Annotated in this window: 16 protein-coding genes; 7 read left to right on the top strand and 9 right to left on the bottom strand. The window is 50.2% G+C overall.

What is annotated here, in order from left to right:
- Positions 1-298 precede the first annotated feature (298 nt).
- On the bottom strand, positions 299-1795 hold the full coding sequence (locus tag JK154_RS01750) for a SulP family inorganic anion transporter (RefSeq protein WP_211990753.1): 1497 nt from the start codon (positions 1793-1795) through the stop codon (positions 299-301).
- Between the two features lie 165 nt (positions 1796-1960).
- Between JK154_RS01750 and JK154_RS01745 the strand changes: the two genes are divergently transcribed.
- Positions 1961-2155, top strand: a complete 195-nt coding sequence (locus JK154_RS01745; RefSeq protein WP_211990752.1) for a hypothetical protein — start codon at positions 1961-1963, stop codon at positions 2153-2155.
- Positions 2156-2703: 548 nt separating this feature from the next.
- Here the strand turns inward: JK154_RS01745 and JK154_RS01740 are convergent.
- From JK154_RS01740 to yobA, 3 genes are read right to left on the bottom strand one after another with little or no spacing between them, the layout of a single operon-like run.
- Positions 2704-3045 (bottom strand): YebY family protein, encoded by a 342-nt coding sequence (locus JK154_RS01740; protein ID WP_211990751.1) that lies wholly within the window; start codon positions 3043-3045, stop codon positions 2704-2706.
- A gap of 26 nt (positions 3046-3071) precedes the next feature.
- Positions 3072-3947, bottom strand: a complete 876-nt coding sequence (gene copD / locus JK154_RS01735; protein ID WP_211990750.1) for a copper homeostasis membrane protein CopD — start codon at positions 3945-3947, stop codon at positions 3072-3074.
- 2 nt (positions 3948-3949) lie between these two features.
- Positions 3950-4324, bottom strand: a complete 375-nt coding sequence (gene yobA / locus JK154_RS01730; RefSeq protein ID WP_211990749.1) for a CopC domain-containing protein YobA — start codon at positions 4322-4324, stop codon at positions 3950-3952.
- A gap of 237 nt (positions 4325-4561) precedes the next feature.
- Here yobA and JK154_RS01725 point away from each other — a divergent pair, with 237 nt between their 5' ends.
- Positions 4562-4792 carry a DNA polymerase III subunit theta gene (locus tag JK154_RS01725; protein WP_211990937.1) on the top strand — a complete coding sequence of 77 codons (231 nt, stop codon included), beginning with the start codon at positions 4562-4564 and terminating at the stop codon, positions 4790-4792.
- A 90-nt stretch (positions 4793-4882) separates the two neighbouring features.
- On the top strand, positions 4883-5554 hold the full coding sequence (exoX, locus tag JK154_RS01720; protein WP_211990748.1) for an exodeoxyribonuclease X: 672 nt from the start codon (positions 4883-4885) through the stop codon (positions 5552-5554).
- Between the two features lie 57 nt (positions 5555-5611).
- On the opposite strand, the gene JK154_RS01715 is transcribed toward exoX, so the two are convergent.
- Complete coding sequence (locus tag JK154_RS01715; RefSeq protein WP_211990747.1) at positions 5612-5923, bottom strand: YebG family protein; 312 nt, start codon at positions 5921-5923, stop codon at positions 5612-5614.
- 131 nt (positions 5924-6054) lie between these two features.
- Here JK154_RS01715 and purT point away from each other — a divergent pair, with 131 nt between their 5' ends.
- A complete protein-coding gene (purT, locus tag JK154_RS01710; protein WP_211990746.1) occupies positions 6055-7236 on the top strand; it encodes a formate-dependent phosphoribosylglycinamide formyltransferase in 1182 nt (393 codons plus the stop codon).
- A 71-nt stretch (positions 7237-7307) separates the two neighbouring features.
- Here the strand turns inward: purT and zwf are convergent, their stop codons facing one another.
- Positions 7308-8783 (bottom strand): glucose-6-phosphate dehydrogenase, encoded by a 1476-nt coding sequence (gene zwf / locus JK154_RS01705; RefSeq protein ID WP_211990745.1) that lies wholly within the window; start codon positions 8781-8783, stop codon positions 7308-7310.
- A gap of 848 nt (positions 8784-9631) precedes the next feature.
- Between zwf and pyk the strand changes: the two genes are divergently transcribed.
- On the top strand, positions 9632-11074 hold the full coding sequence (gene pyk, locus JK154_RS01700; RefSeq protein WP_211990744.1) for a pyruvate kinase: 1443 nt from the start codon (positions 9632-9634) through the stop codon (positions 11072-11074).
- A gap of 89 nt (positions 11075-11163) precedes the next feature.
- On the opposite strand, the gene lpxM is transcribed toward pyk, so the two are convergent.
- The 3 genes from lpxM to znuA form a co-directional block, all read right to left on the bottom strand.
- Positions 11164-12138, bottom strand: a complete 975-nt coding sequence (lpxM, locus tag JK154_RS01695) for a lauroyl-Kdo(2)-lipid IV(A) myristoyltransferase (protein ID WP_211990743.1) — start codon at positions 12136-12138, stop codon at positions 11164-11166.
- A gap of 172 nt (positions 12139-12310) precedes the next feature.
- Positions 12311-13627, bottom strand: coding sequence for a murein DD-endopeptidase MepM (gene mepM / locus JK154_RS01690; protein WP_211990742.1), 1317 nt, complete (start codon positions 13625-13627; stop codon positions 12311-12313).
- A 15-nt stretch (positions 13628-13642) separates the two neighbouring features.
- A complete protein-coding gene (gene znuA, locus JK154_RS01685) occupies positions 13643-14587 on the bottom strand; it encodes a zinc ABC transporter substrate-binding protein ZnuA (RefSeq protein ID WP_211990741.1) in 945 nt (314 codons plus the stop codon).
- Positions 14588-14666: 79 nt separating this feature from the next.
- Between znuA and znuC the strand changes: the two genes are divergently transcribed.
- Positions 14667-15422 (top strand): zinc ABC transporter ATP-binding protein ZnuC, encoded by a 756-nt coding sequence (gene znuC / locus JK154_RS01680; protein WP_211990740.1) that lies wholly within the window; start codon positions 14667-14669, stop codon positions 15420-15422.
- A complete protein-coding gene (gene znuB, locus JK154_RS01675) occupies positions 15419-16204 on the top strand; it encodes a zinc ABC transporter permease subunit ZnuB (protein WP_211990739.1) in 786 nt (261 codons plus the stop codon). The genes znuC and znuB overlap by 4 nt, the downstream gene beginning before the upstream one ends.
- Positions 16205-16381: the final 177 nt, after the last annotated feature.

Raw genomic sequence — 16381 nt, 5'->3', positions numbered from 1 at the left:
ATCGTTTTTATCCTCCCGTTTTCTGGGCTGCTAATTAGATTTAAAAGGTTTAACCTGCTTGCGCAATAGAAATGTAACCACAATGTTTAATACGCACGCTTTATGGGTGGATCTTCATTCTGCCAGCAAAAAATATTAATATCTGCTGGCAAAAACCATCGTGGCAGGTGATTAATACTGTCGCGGTCTTTTTTACTGGCGGACAACCCGGGATGACGGGCCACCCACCAGCGAAAAAAGCGAAACCCGCACAGCCTTAAGGCTGGAAAACATTCAAACGTAAAGATTTAAAGAACCATTATAATTTACCAGTCAGTCGCTGATGAAAATCAGTACTGCGTGTATCAAGGCCGATGATCTCAACCGTTGTCTGGTAACGCTGATATCGCATGCTTATCGTGTCGAGTATTGCCACTGTCGACGCATCCCAAATTTGGGCTAGGGTCAGATCAATAATCACCCGTGATGGATCATCCGCATAATGGAAATGCTCAACCAAATCGTTACTGCTGGCAAAAAATAGCGGGCCACTTACCTGATAGGTCACACAGTCCCCGCTGGGGGATAGCTGACGCCGGGCCTTCACCACGTGGGCGATACGGCGGGCAAACAGCAAAATAGCGAAAATTACGCCCCCGACAACCCCCAGGGCCAGGTTGTCGGTATAGACCGTTATCGCCACAGTCACCAGCATCACCAGCGTTTCTGATACGGGCATCCGCCGTAACATCGTTGGAGAAAGGTTGTGCCAGTTGAGTGTTTTCACCGCCACCACCATCATGATCCCGGCCAGGACTATCATAGGTATTTGAGCCATCACCTCACTTAGCGCCGTCACTAGCAGTAGCAGTACAATAACCGCCGACAGGGTCGAAAGTCGTGTACGCCCTTTTCCCAGTTCGACGTTAACCATGGTCTGGCCGATCATGGCACACCCGGCAATACCCCCGTAAAAACCAGCAAAGATATTTGCCACCCCCAGCCCCCAGCACTCTCGCCCTTTATTTGATGGGGTATCCGTCATGGCATCGACTAATTTGGCAGTCAGTAATGACTCCATTAGCCCTACAAAGGCAATGCTTAAAGCACAGGGCCAGATAATCTGGAACGTGGTCCAATTAAGGGGGACCAGTAATTCAGTGATCCCAGGCAGCCCTGGTTTCATGCCACCAATATCCTTCACCATCGGTACAGACCAGCCCATAAGCAACGTGATGCCAGTAATCACAATGACCGCCACTAGCGGAGCAGGAATAGATTTAAGTACTCTTGGCAGCAGTAAGACGATGACCAGTGTCAATACCAGTAATCCCCAGATTAATGGTCCTTTTCCCCAGACATGGGGCAGCTGGGCAAAAAAAATCAAGATAGCCAGGGCATTCACAAACCCGTTCATCACGGAGAGCGGAATGTACCGCATCATGCGCGCCAGCCCGGTGACACCAAACAGAATTTGAATACCTCCCGCCAGCACCACCGCTGGCAGAATATAACCCACACCATGCTGCTGAACCATAGGGGCGATGACCAGCGCAACTGACCCCGCGGCAGCCGTCACCATGGCAGGCCGCCCACCCAACACCGAGAGGGTAAAACAGAGCACAATGGATGCAATAAGGCTGACTTTCGGGTCCACGCCGGCAATCACTGAAAAAGAGATCACTTCAGGGATCAGTGCCAGGGCGGTAATCACCCCGGCGAGGAGTTCCCGTTGTATCAGTCGTGGTGAACGTAGCACACCCCTGAGGCTATTTTCCCTGGCGTGTTGAGTGGTGGCATAAACATGTTTTGTCATAGTAAATACAGTATTAAGAGATCATCGCACGATGTACTGGGAAGGCGTCAGAGTGTAATCGCCCCCTTGCCCAGAAGCGAGCTTTTCAACGGCCCTTTATTATATTTAACCTGACGTTTGTTATACTGCCGGGCTCTTCACTGGATAAGTCAACAAGGAACCCTCATGCAAAAAAGCATTCACCGGGCAAGTCATCGCATCGGGCTGGTTACCGCACTGTTGTGTTTTCTGATTTTTTCGCTAATCCTGCCAGGTGGGGATTTATCCCTGGGAGTCACGGTCGCTGTGCTGGTTTATTGTGCATTTCGCCTGTTGGGGTGGGTGATTGCTGTTTTTTTCTCTTCTGATAAGGGCCGGTGATGGCCCCCTTGCGGCAACTGTATTTTTTAACTGTCTTGTGCATTAACCATGCGAGAACGATATTCAGTCCGGGCCTTCCGCTATGAAGGAACAGAATAAACCGGGTATATTGATGTATAAAAACGTGGGGAGATAAACGTTCTCAATTTTTATTGGAACAAGATACGTTAAGAATTAATCAGCGATGATGCTGAAGACACATTGCCGGGAAGATATTATGGCGGAAAACAAACAGAATAAATCCTGGGCGGTCGCCTGCGTCTTGTAATTAAAATAACACTTTGAAAAACATGAAGATAAAAAAAGACCGAATACGAGCCCTGTATTCGGTCGTGGGAAAGGGCTCATTTATGAGCCATGCGCTAAAAGCAGGTTTAAGGGAAATTACCGTTCACCATGCTTTTAAGCATAGATGAGTCATATCAACTTTCCAGTTTTCTCAGGAAATAACACAAAATAAACTATGTCTTATTTTACCGTCAGAGAAAACAGTAACAGTGCGTTGACTTAATTACTGTTTTCACAAAATCATGCCAAATAATGAGGCCTTAATCACAAAGTTTCTGGGCTCGCTCAATAAAAGGCTCAAGACTCATTTTCTCACCCGGGTGCTTGGGTGAGTCTATCAGGATAACCGAGATAGGCTGCCCGCTGGTTCTGCCACTGAGCACTTGCTGTTCCGCCTCTTGATTAAGGGGATACTGCATCAGTGTGCTCGGGTTTATCACAAATAAAGCATTGCCGGTGCGACAGGTCAGCATCACCTCTTCGCGATTGAAGGCCCATGTCCCTTTTCCCATTTCAAAACGGCTTACCGTAATGACATTGGATGCAGCCAGTGCCGTACTGGTGCTGGCAAGCAGGGCTAAAGTCAAAATTATCTTTTTCATCGTTCTCTCGTATACCCTAATGACTATCAGAATGGTTCCTGGGTGGCAAACAGGCTCACAATCAATAATACCGCCACTGATAGTAACATTTCCAGCCAGGTAAACTGAATAAACCGCTGTTGTGCCAGCGCAGAACGATTAAACCGTGGAACTAGCCAGTAACGATTGATTAGCGCCAGGAATACCATCACCGCCACCAGGAAGATTTTCAGTAGCAACAGGCGAAAATAAGTGCTCCCGAGGGGGAAAACCCAGCCAACGATCAGCAGGCTATTCACCACACCGCTCAGGATCACGGCAGCCACCGCCAGGTGACCATAACGTGAGAAGCACATCATCGTACCTGTCGCTTCCTGACGCCAGACGGCTTGATGCGCCATCCCCATGCAAGCCAGTAAAGGAATTAATCCGCCCGCCCAAAAAGCGGCACTTAGCAAGTGGACTGCGTGATTTACCCGCTGAATGGCCCCCAGGATGCCGTCATGCAGGGTCGCATGCCCTACCCCGGCAAGCAGGATTATCTGGAATGATGTCAGCGCTAGCAGTAAAGCCTGTATCTTTGGAGGGCTAACCACTACACACCCTAAAGCGACCAGTGCCAGCATCAGCTGCCAGCACCAGACAGCACCAAATTGTGTTCCCAGAACAGCCCGCCAGATTTCAGGTGTGACCGTGTCAGGCCAGCCGTCCCCCATCAGTCCTGCCTGGGCACCAAACAATAAAATGGCGCTGATAAAGGATAGCCACACGGCTGGCCGCCAGACTTTCTCGAGACGCAGTGCTAACATGTCCCCTAAACGGCCAGGGGCCAGCAACACACTATAGACAGTACAGCCAAAGACAGCCATCAGCGCCGCAAAGTGCACAAACCGTAGCGCAATATAACACGCCAATAGCCCCATGATTATTTCACGGTGAACTGATAATCACCTTTAGTCTTATGCCCATCGACCGATACAACATGCCATTCCACAAGGTAACGGCCTGGTTGTAAGGCGGTTTCGACAGGGACTATTAGCTGTTTTTCATCCTGAGCATTGCGCCGGGCTTTGCCAACGTTCACAACAACCTGTTCAGGCCCCGTCACCTTAATACCACTAAAATTGGGTTCAATACCTTCAGAAAAATCCAGGGTGATAACCTGCGGTGCAGGGCTGACTTCCGCGTCAGAAGCTGGAGAGTGGGTTTTCAGGTGCGCATGTGCCAGGGCGGCTGAAGACGTCGTCAGGGCAGTGATAAAAAGGGCCAGTGAAACGACGCGTTTGGCAAAAATAGCCATATTTACAACTCCTTTTTTATTATCAGGTGAGGCACTGAGGATAACGTTGTGACGTGAGCAAGTCGAGTATGAAGGCGATTACTGCCACATTACAGGCTACGTTGTATCCAGTTTATCATCAGTGGGATCTCTTTTTGTTGCTGTTATTCTGAATAACACCCTCTGTTTAAGGGTATAAAACTTGTTATCTCAAAGAGAAAGCAGTAACTTTTGCCCAGCATTTTGCAGGAGAAAATGATGACCTATAATCTCGCGGAACTCCCCTTTGATGAGATGGAAAAAGTGAATGTTGATTTAGCGGCGGCAGGTGTGGCGTTTAAAGAGCGCTACAATATGCCTGTTGTGGCCGAAATAGTAGAACGCGAACAGCCCCAGCATCTGCGCGACTGGTTCAGGGAACGATTAGGGGTTCACCGTGCGATATCCGTGACACTCTCAAAGCTGCCTTATGAGCCGAAAATGAAATAGCCCCATTGCTGACTATTTTGCCTCGAACGGCCAGCCTGTTCATTGCCTGACAGACACCTCTGGCCATAAGACACCAAACAGGAACCAACAATGCTGCGAGTTATTGATACAGAAACCTGTGGCCTGCAAGGGGGGGTAGTGGAAGTGGCCTCTGTGGATATCATCAATGGCCAAATCACCAACCCAATGAGTGACCTGGTTCGACCGGATCGCCCGATTAGCCACCAGGCGATGGCCATCCATAAAATTACCGAACAAATGGTGGCTGACAAACCCTGGATTGAAGACGTTGTCCCCCGTTATCAGGGAAGCCACTACTACGTGGCACATAATGCCAGCTTTGACCGACGCATGTTGCCAGAGCTTTCCGGAGAGTGGATTTGTACCGTTAAGCTGGCAAGGCGCTTGTGGCCGGGAATGAAATACAGCAATATGGGGTTATATAAGTCCCTGAAACTACAGGTTGATACCCCCCCGGGTTTACACCACCACAGGGCGCTGTTCGACTGTTACATTACCGCCGCATTGCTGTTGCGAATCATGGAAGAGTCAGGCTGGTCAGCTGAGGACATGGTTACCCTGACCGGGCGTCCTGCACTGGTGACCGAGCTGGCATTCGGTAAATACCGCGGTAAAGCAATTGCCGATATTGCACGTCAGGACCCGGGCTATTTACGGTGGATGCTGAACAATATAAAAACACTCACGCCTGATCTGCGTTTGACCCTGAATCATCACTTATCGCAGCAGGAAACGCCCTAACCAGCCGGTGGCATTATAGTGTGATGCCACCTGCTGAAGTTGGGCTGGACAGCCCCGTTATGCGGCATCCTTCTTTTTACGCGCCGGATGATCACTGACATTTTCAGTCAGTGGGGCTTCGCTATTCGACGCCGAGGGTAATTTGCCGTTTTTAATAATACTGGCCAGCGTGTCTTTATTTTCCGCCATCCATAATGCCAGCATCTCTCTTTTGTCATCATCCATTTCTGGAGGACTTTGCTGTAACCAGGTACTGAGCACTTCCGCCATATCCAGCATTTTGTCGTAAGCATCGGCATCTTTTTTACTGGTAAAGGCCATTTTTTCCTGCCCCTCTCTTACAACAATGTATTTAATTTCAACTGCCATTTCCCGGCCCCGTTTAACTGTTTATTTGTCCAGTATATTAAAAAAATATTATTCCCTCAAGGGGATTTTATTTCAACGCAAACGTTTTCGTTTATACTGCGACAGTTTTTTATTCATAAGGCCTATTCGCTATGTCAAATTTAGGAACTGCCCTGCGTCCTGCAGCGACACGTGTTATGTTGTTGGGTGCCGGAGAACTGGGTAAAGAAGTCGCCATTGAATGTCAGCGTCTGGGGGTCGAGGTGATTGCCGTCGACAGATACCCTGATGCACCTGCCATGCACGTGGCTCATCGCAGCCATGTCATCAATATGCTGGACGGAGAGGCATTGAAGGCCCTGGTCGCACTTGAGAAACCCCATTTTATCGTTCCTGAGATTGAAGCGATTGCGACTGATGCGTTGCTGGAGCTTGAAGCCCTGGGTCAGCATGTTGTGCCCTGTGCCCGCGCCACGCAACTCACCATGAACCGTGAAGGTATTCGCCGTCTGGCAGCAGAAACACTTCATCTCCCCACTTCCCGCTATCACTTTGCTGACACCGAAGCCTCATTCCGCCAGGCCGTGAGTGAGACAGGCTACCCTTGCATTGTTAAGCCAGTCATGAGTTCATCCGGTAAGGGACAAAGCATGATTCGCACCCCGGAGCAACTCCCTGAGGCTTGGGCCTATGCCCAGCATGGTGGGCGTGCTGGTCAGGGCCGTGTCATTGTCGAAGGTGTCGTCAATTTTGACTTTGAAATCACACTGCTAACGATCAGTGCCGTGGATGGGGTACATTTCTGTGCTCCTATTGGCCATCGTCAGGAAGATGGGGATTACCGTGAGTCATGGCAGCCGCAGCAGATGAGTGATATCGCCCTGAACAATGCAAAAGCTATTGCTGAAAAAGTCGTTGTGGCTTTGGGGGGGTATGGTCTGTTCGGTGTCGAGCTTTTTGTCTGTGGTGATGACGTTATTTTCAGTGAAGTATCCCCACGTCCCCACGATACCGGTATGGTGACGCTGATTTCTCAAGACTTGTCAGAATTTGCCCTGCATGTGCGTGCCTTTCTTGGCTTGCCCATTGGCAATATTCGCCAGTATGGTCCTGCCGCGTCGGCAGTCATTCTGCCACAACTGGAAAGCAATAACGTGACATACACTAATCTGGCTGCAGCCCTAGGAAGCGGCTTACAACTGCGCCTGTTTGGCAAACCCGAGATTACAGGTAAACGTCGTATGGGCGTGGTACTGGCAACTGCACCTGATGTGGAAGACGCCGTAGCCTGCGCGATCGACGGAGCAGCAAAAATTCAGGTTATCGCGGGGTAAAACAACGCCGTTAACCTGCCCCATGACGGGGGGACACCGGTGACATATCGTCACCGGTGGTTCACACAGGATTACTGAAATTCACTCCAGGAATGGCCGTCACGGGTGATCATCGCCACAGAAGCTACTGGCCCCCAAGTTCCTGCCTGATAAGGTTTGACCCCATCACAGTCGGTTTCCCAGGCATCAGTAATGGAGTCGACCCATTTCCAGGCTTCTTCCACTTCATCACGGCGTACAAACAGGGCCTGGATGCCGCGCATGGTTTCCAGCAACAGACGCTCATAGGCATCCGCCAGATGTGACTCGTTAAAGGTTTCAGAGTAGCTTAAGTCCAGTTTGGTGATCTGGAGATTATGCTTGTGCTCAAGACCCGGCACTTTGTTCAGAACCTGAATATCGACCCCTTCATCAGGCTGCAAGCGTATTGTCAGCTTGTTCTTTGGCAATTCCTGCCAGGTATCTTTAAAGATATTGAGCGCCGGTTTTTTGAAATAGACCACCACTTCTGAACATTTGGTTGGCAGACGCTTCCCAGTACGCAGATAGAAAGGAACCCCAGCCCAACGCCAGTTATCAATATCCACACGAATAGAAACAAATGTCTCTGTCGTGCTGGTTTTATTCGCGCCTTCTTCCTCAAGGTAACCCGGTACTTTTTTACCCTGAGCAAACCCTGCGGTGTACTGCCCGCGAACCGTCTTCTCACGCACATTCGTGCGGTCAATACGGCGTAAAGATTGCAGCACTTTCACTTTTTCATCACGAATACTGTCAGCACTCAGATTGGAAGGCGGCGACATGGCTATCATGCACAGAATTTGCAGCAAGTGGTTTTGGATCATATCGCGCATCTGACCCGCTTTATCGAAATAACCCCAACGCCCTTCGATACCGACTTCTTCTGCAACGGTGATTTCCACATGGTCAATCGTGCGATTGTCCCAGTTATTGACAAACAGTGCATTCGCGAAACGCAGTGCCAGCAGATTAAGTACCGTTTCTTTACCTAAGTAGTGGTCAATACGATAAACCTGACACTCTTCAAAGAATTCGCCTACCTGGTCATTAATTTCGCGGGAAGTCTCCAGCGAGGTTCCCAGTGGCTTTTCCATAACAACCCGGGCAGGTTTAGCATTCAGTTTGGCTTTACCCAGACCACGGCAAATCGCCCCAAAGGTGCTGGGCGGCATAGCAAAATAGTTGATCGTGACACGATTGGTCTGATCCAACATTTTGCCAAGTTTAGTGAAGCTTGCTGTGTCTTCCACATCCAGATTACAGAAATCAAGACGCGCACTGAGCGTTTGCCACAAACTGTCGTTAATGTCCTCTTTCATAAAGGTTTCAAGTGCTTCGCGCACGACTGCGGTGTACGCCGCTTTATCCCAGTCTGCACGCCCCACCCCTAAAATTCGGGTATCTGGGTGAAGCTGCCCGGCCTTTTCTAACTGATAAAGCGATGGCAACAACTTACGACGAGCCAGGTCGCCTTTTGCGCCGAATATAACCAGGTCGCACGCCTGGGCTGTTTGCGTTACCGCCATGTTTGTCTCCTCGTTTCGGACATTCCGGTTGATTTTTACATTCCCCTACTCAGGGCATGGACAACCGGACTATTCATATAACTTAATGACATGCAATGTACTTCTTTTGCCAATTTGACGTAAACCTTTACGCCGTATTTGCGCATTTTATTCTGCATTTTCCCATTATCAGTGGGTTATAACGCAATATTTGCAAAATTTCCTGAACGATTTTTGTCATCATTAAGGTCAGCACGCGGGGGGAGGCCCTGTTCCTGATCACCATTTTGAAGAAACTGACTGATGATTTCCCCTTTTTCTGAAATCATTAAAACCAATGGGATCTAATTTTATAAAGAAACAGGCCAGCAGTTGCCCCTGAATTCCCGTCACTCACCCTTTTGGGGCTCTGAGCCCGGTGCAAAAGATCAATTCTCAGGTTTTCATGTCCCGGTCATTTGCGTCTGTAATATTGTAGTACAGTGGGCGCGCCAGGCGAAGGGGTCTGCCCAGGGAATGATAACCTCAGGTAATGGTTTACGGTCACCTGAAAGCTCTGGCTTTTACTCCGCGGGAAACCCACTTGTGGTGCTTCACCAGGCGGGCTCAATGCGTGTTGGTATGTCAGCGTCCCATTTCACTTCGTCGTCCGGGGACAGCATTAAGCCCAAACGCGTCAGAAGGACGTAAATGCGCATCGAACCATCATAAACCCTGAGCGCCAATGCCACTCACGGGAATTATTTTATCATGACACTGTAACTTCGCTGCGCATTCGGTTAGCTTATTTCCATCAACTTCTTGTCGCGCTGATTTCATGCGCCATTGTTCACACAACACCAAAGTTGTTTCAGTCAACGGAGTAATACATGTCCAGACGGCTACGCAGAACCAAAATTGTCACTACTTTAGGCCCGGCAACCGATCGCGATAATAACCTGGAAAAGGTTATTGCCGCCGGTGCTAATGTGGTACGTATGAATTTCTCTCATGGTTCTCCTGAAGATCACCAACTGCGCGCCAACAAAGTGCGTGAGATTGCTGCAAAACTCGGGCGTCACGTTGCGATTCTGGGTGACTTGCAAGGACCTAAGATCCGTGTCTCTACCTTTAAAGAAGGTAAAGTCTTCCTGAATGTCGGTGACAAGTTTCTGCTGGATGCGGATTTAGGTAAAGGTGAAGGAGACAAAGAGAAGGTCGGTATTGACTATAAAGGTTTACCTGCTGATGTTGTTCCGGGTGATATCCTGTTACTTGACGACGGTAGAGTGCAGTTAAAAGTGCTGAACGTGCAGAACCTGAAGGTGTTTACCGAAGTCACTGTCGGCGGACCGTTGTCAAATAACAAAGGCATCAATAAGCTTGGTGGCGGACTTTCTGCGGAAGCACTGACTGAAAAAGATAAAGCTGACATTCTGGTAGCAGCAAAAATTGGTGTGGACTATCTGGCCGTTTCATTCCCGCGTTGCGGGGAAGATCTTAACTATGCCCGTCGTCTGGCCCGTGAAGCGGGTTGTAACGCAAAAATTGTTTCTAAAGTGGAACGGGCTGAAGCGGTAGCCAGTGAAGCAGCCATGGATGATATTATTCTCGCTTCTGACGTGGTCATGGTAGCCCGTGGCGATTTAGGCGTAGAGATAGGCGATCCGGAGCTGGTCGGTATCCAAAAAACGCTGATTCGTCGGGCGCGTAAATTAAACCGTGCGGTTATCACCGCGACGCAGATGATGGAATCAATGATAACCAACCCGATGCCAACCCGGGCAGAGGTGATGGACGTCGCCAATGCGGTACTGGATGGTACAGATGCAGTGATGCTCTCGGCGGAAACGGCAGCTGGCCAGTACCCGGCAGAAACCGTCGCAGCAATGGCTCGGGTCTGTATGGGCGCAGAAAAAATCCCCAGTATCAACGTTTCCAAACACCGTCTGGATGTGGAGTTTGATAATGTGGAAGAAGCCATCGCCATGTCAGCGATGTATGCCGCAAACCATCTGAAAGGGATCACCGCCATCATTACCATGACGGAGTCAGGCCGTACCGCGCTAATGACGTCACGGATCAGTTCTGGCCTGCCTATTTTTGGGCTGTCGCGTCATGAGAGCACACTGAACCTTATCTCATTGTATCGCGGGGTGACACCTGTACGTTGCGAATCCAGCACTGACGGGGTGGCGGCGGCGAATGAAGCCGTCATATTACTGCGGGATAAAGGATATCTGCTTTCCGGGGATTTGGTCATTGTGACTCAGGGTGATGTGATGGGTGCTATCGGCACGGCGAATACGACACGAATTCTGTGTGTTGAGTAACGTTCGTTAATCCGGGGTCATTCCCTTGTTTCATGCCTTGCAAAGGGGAAAACGTCTGCGTTTTCCCCTCTTTTTTCATGCTGCCAGGATCATTTCCGGGGGTATAAATCGTCCCGTAAGTAAGGCTCCGTTTCCCCTTCTTTACGTGTTTTTAGTAATTTCAGTATCCAGGTATACTGCTCAGGGTGCGGGCCAACCAGCAGCTCCACTTCTTCGTTCATTCGACGGGCAATCTGTTTGTCGTCCGCCTCCAGCAGGTCATCCATGGGGGGGCGAATATAAATATCAAGGCGGTGCGTGGTGCCGTTGTAGACAGGAAACAGAGGAACCACTCGTGCCCGGCAGACCTTCATCAAACGACCGATAGCGGGTAGTGTTGCTTTGTAGGTAGCAAAAAAGTCGACGAATTCGCTATGTTCCGGGCCATGATCCTGATCCGGGAGATAGTAGCCCCAGTAACCCTGACGGACAGAGCTGATAAAAGGCTTGATGCCATCATTACGGGCATGCATCCGCCCGCCAAAACGACGGCGTACCCTGTTCCAGGCATAGTCAAAAAGTTGGTTGCCCTGGTTATGAAACATTGCCGCCATTTTCTGTCCCTGGGATGCCATCAGCATCGCTGGAATATCCACAGCCCAGCCATGGGGAACCAGAAAAATTACATTCTCCCCCCTGGCCTGGAGATCATCGAGCAGCGCTTTACCATGCCAGTCCACACGTTCCAGTATTTTTTCAGGGGAGCGCATCCCTAATTCCGCCATCAGGACCATCGACTGGGGTGCCGTCATGAACATGTCATCAATGATTTTTTCACGCCGGGCTTCTGACAGCTCAGGGAAGCAATAGAGCAGGTTAATTTGTGCCCGGCGTCGTGCGCTGCGTGCCAGACGCCCTGCCAGGCGCCCCATTTTAGCCAGGAAAGGATCCCGCACCTTCGGGGGGAATAATGCCAGAGCGGCAAATGTCCCCACTCCTAGCCAGGCCCCCCAGTAACGAGGGTGTAAAAAGGCTTTCTTGAATTCAGGAATGAACTCACTGTGATTTTTTTTATTTTTTTCCATGCGGATACCAGTAGGTCGCCAATGTACAGGCGAGAAAAAATTGTTTCTATAATAGCGGGGGCCACGCCAGCGTACAAAAATAAATGGCCCGAGCCGAAAAAATTTCGAACTCAGGCCAGAAGAATACGCCTTACATGGCGATTATCAGTACAGCATCGGTTGACGTCAGGCGCTAATCAAGCGTCAGTTTAGGCACCACGTCACGAACCAAGGCCAGGTAACTACGACGATCACTACCGGTCAGCCCATCAGAGCGTGGCAATTTAGCCGTTAACGGGTTAACTGCTTGCTGGTTGATCCATACCTCATAGTGCAGATGCGGGCCGGTAGATCGCCCCGTATTGCCAGACAGCGCAATATGGTCGCCACGTTTTACTTTCTGTCCTGGTTTTACCAGCAACTTCTTCAGATGCATATAACGTGTGGTATACGAACGACCGTGACGAATCGCCACCAAATAGCCTGCGGCGCCACTGTGCTTGGCCATCACGACTTCCCCATCACCCACGGCCATGACGGGTGTCCCCTGGGGCATGGCAAAGTCGACACCTTTATGCGGGGCAATACGGCCTGTGACAGGATTCAGACGGCGGGGGTTAAAACCAGAAGAGACCCGGAACTGCTTGGTCGTAGGAAAACGCATAAAGCCTTTCGCCAGCCCTGCGCCGTTATTGTCATAAAATTTGCCGTCTTCAGCACGAATAGCGTAATAATCTTTGCCATCGCTGCGCAGACGGACACCAACCAGTTCACTCTGCTCGCGCTTGCCGTCGAGCATTTCCTGGGACAGCAGGACCGAGAAAAGATCGCCTTTCTTCAGTTTACGAAAGTCCATCTGCCATTGCATGGCTTTAATCACGGAATTAATTTCAGTGTTGGTCAGCCCGGCGTCACGGGCGCTGGCAATGAAACTGCCACCAACCGTGCCTTTCAGCACGCGGTTTACCCACTCCCCTTGCTGAATCGCCGTACTCAGTTTAAAGCTGTTACCGGTGCGGTCATAGGTTCGGGTTTCACGTCTTGAGACTTCCCAAGTCAGACGCTGGAGATCGCCGTCATCATTCAGTGTCCAGGAAAGTTGCTGCCCTATTTTCAAGTTACGCAGGTCTTTATCGACCGTGGCTATCTGGCTGATAGCCCCCATTTCAATACCATACTGATTAAGGATGCTACTGAGCGTATCTCCTGAAGACACAACATACTCATGCACCCCCTCTTCATTTGCCGTTTTATCGTCTAACTCATCCTGGGGAATGATGTCATCTTCAGCATTGGGGGCTTGTTCCAGTGGCTCACTGGCTTCAGGTAGCAGAGTACGGGTATTGTCGAGCGCGATAACCTTACTGACAGATGAAGAAGCAGGATGGTAAATGCTTGGCCGCCATACTGCGACCGCAAGTGTAAGGACAGTGAGCGACCCCAGCATAACGCGGTGGGGTCGTGACAAATTATCAAATGTCCTGGCGACAGAGCGAGCTATCTGTTGCACGTCATGAATTCCTCATTAATCTCCTTTCAGACAGCTCACATACTGGTCCGATAATTGGGCTAAAAACTGCATATAGCTGTCTTTACCCAACGCAACCCCGATGCCCAACGGGTCCAAGCTGCCTGTGCGCACTGGCGTTCCCTGAGCAACGGCATGGATTACCGCTGGCCTGAATTGTGGCTCAGCAAAAACGCAAACGGCTTTATGCTCAACCAACTCTGTTCTGATTTGATGTAAACGCTGCGCGCCGGGCTGGATCTCCGGATTAACGGTAAAATGCCCCAAGGGCGACAGGCCATAGTGTTTCTCAAAATAGCCATAGGCATCATGAAAAACAAAGTACCCTTTTCCTTTCACCGGTGCGAGCACGGAACCTACTTGTTTATCTGCGTCGGCAAGGCCAGACGTAAAATCACGCAGGTTAGCATCAAGTTTCTCTCGATGCTCCGGCATAAGTTCCACTAATTTGTCATGGATTGCAACTGCTGACCGTTGCGCAACTTCCGGGGATAACCATATGTGCAGGTTATAATCCCCATGGTGATGATCTTCGTCACTTTTTTCACTGTGATCATGACCATGATGGTCTTCATGGTCATCTTCATCGCTCCCTTTCATCAGCAGGGGTTTTACCGTATCCAGTGCCGACAATTCCAGCTGTTTTTGTTCCGGTAACTGGCGAACGGATTTTTGCATGAACGCTTCCATATCCGGGCCAACCCAAACCACTAAGTCTGCGCCCTGTAAGCGTTTTACGTCTGATGGCTTCAGTGCATAATCATGCTCTGATGCTCCATCAGGCAGCAAAACCTCAGTGTCAGTTACCCCATCCGCAATGGCGGCAGCGATAAATCCCAGAGGTTTAATGGAAGCGACTACGGCGGCATTAGCAGTGAATACCGGCGCGGCACACAGAAGCGTAGAGAGTGCTGCGCAAAGAAGTGTTTTTTTATGTAACATAATGCAAATTACCACCGTGATAACGGGAAGAAGTGTGATATTATAACATTATACGATTTCTGCAACCCCTAATACATTCATGGCAAATTTGGTTGAGCTCGAAAATATTTCCGTTTCCTTCGGGCAGCGGAGAGTATTAAATAATATCTCTCTCGCCTTAGCCCCAGGACGGATTATGACACTACTGGGTCCAAATGGTGCGGGTAAGTCTACCCTTGTCCGTGTGGTTCTGGGGCTGGTGAAGCCCAGTACCGGCATCATTAAATGTGATAAAAATCTGCGTATTGGCTATGTCCCCCAGAAGCTCCACCTGGATATCACCCTACCCTTGACCGTTGAACGTTTTATGCGTTTGCGCCCTGGTGTCAAAAAAGCGGATATTCTGCCTGTTTTGCAACGTGTTCAGGCCGCACACCTTATTGATGCCCCAATGCAAAAGTTGTCTGGCGGTGAAAATCAGCGAGTCTTGCTGGCGCGGGCACTACTCAATAACCCTCAGTTATTGGTGCTGGATGAACCAACCCAGGGGGTCGATGTGAATGGTCAACTGTCACTGTACAACCTTATTGACAAACTGCGTCATGAGCTGGGTTGTGCAGTATTGATGGTTTCCCATGATCTGCACTTAGTGATGGCGAAAACAGATGACGTGCTCTGCCTGAATCACCATATTTGTTGCTCAGGAACCCCTGAAGTGGTCTCCACCCATCCGGAATTTATCTCTATGTTTGGACCTATAGGCGCCGAGCAACTGGCGGTGTATCGTCACCACCATAACCACCGCCACGATCTGCAGGGCCGTATCATTTTACGTAAAGAAAAGGGGCAGTCATGATTGAGCTGCTACTCCCTGGCTGGCTGGCGGGTATTTTGCTGGCCTGTGCTGCCGGGCCACTGGGATCCTTTGTCGTCTGGCGACGCATGTCCTACTTTGGTGACACCCTTGCCCACGCTTCCCTGTTAGGTGTCGCTTTTGGCCTGTTGCTGAATGTCAGCCCTTTTTATGCCGTCATTGTCGTCACCTTACTGATGGCGCTGGGGCTGGTGTGGCTGGAACGTCGTCCTCATTTGGCGATCGATACCCTGCTGGGGATTATGGCCCACAGTGCCCTTTCCCTGGGCCTGGTCGTCGTCAGCCTGATGGGCAATGTCCGTGTGGATTTAATGGCGTATTTGTTTGGTGATCTGTTATCCGTGACCCTGGATGATATCGCCACCATTGCCCTGGGTGTGGCCATCGTCTGTGGGGTTTTATTCTGGCAGTGGCGTAACCTCCTGGCCATGACCATCAGCCCGGATCTTGCCCATGTGGACGGGGTGAATTTACAACGTACCAAGATGTTGTTGATGCTGGTTACTGCACTGACAATTGGTGTGGCTATGAAGTTCGTCGGGGCTCTGATAATCACCTCTTTACTGATTATCCCGGCGGCCACAGCGCGTCGCTTTGCCCGTACCCCGGAGCAAATGGCAGGCATTGCCGTCATTCTCGGTATGCTTTCGGTCACTGGGGGGCTTGCTTTCTCAGCACTCTATGATACCCCAGCAGGCCCGTCAGTGGTGCTGGCCTCAGCGGTGCTGTTTATTCTTTCCATGACGCGAAAACAGCATGGTTAACCACGGGAAGATAATCCCCTGATGTCTGTATTATAATGGGCCCTGTAAGGGCCCGTTATGATTCCATGCCGTGATCATCCGTCCGATGGCTAACTCAAATCGCCATCAGCCCGACACGGGCTCAGGCATGTTAAATAATACAGACCAGCCGACATGCTCCAGAGGGGTGTTCTGTGC

It is taken from the genome of Citrobacter sp. JGM124 (assembly GCF_018257795.1).
In the GTDB taxonomy this organism is placed as follows: domain Bacteria; phylum Pseudomonadota; class Gammaproteobacteria; order Enterobacterales; family Enterobacteriaceae; genus JGM124.
Note: the sequence above shows the minus strand (reverse complement) of the source record. Positions and strands in the feature narration are given on the sequence as shown.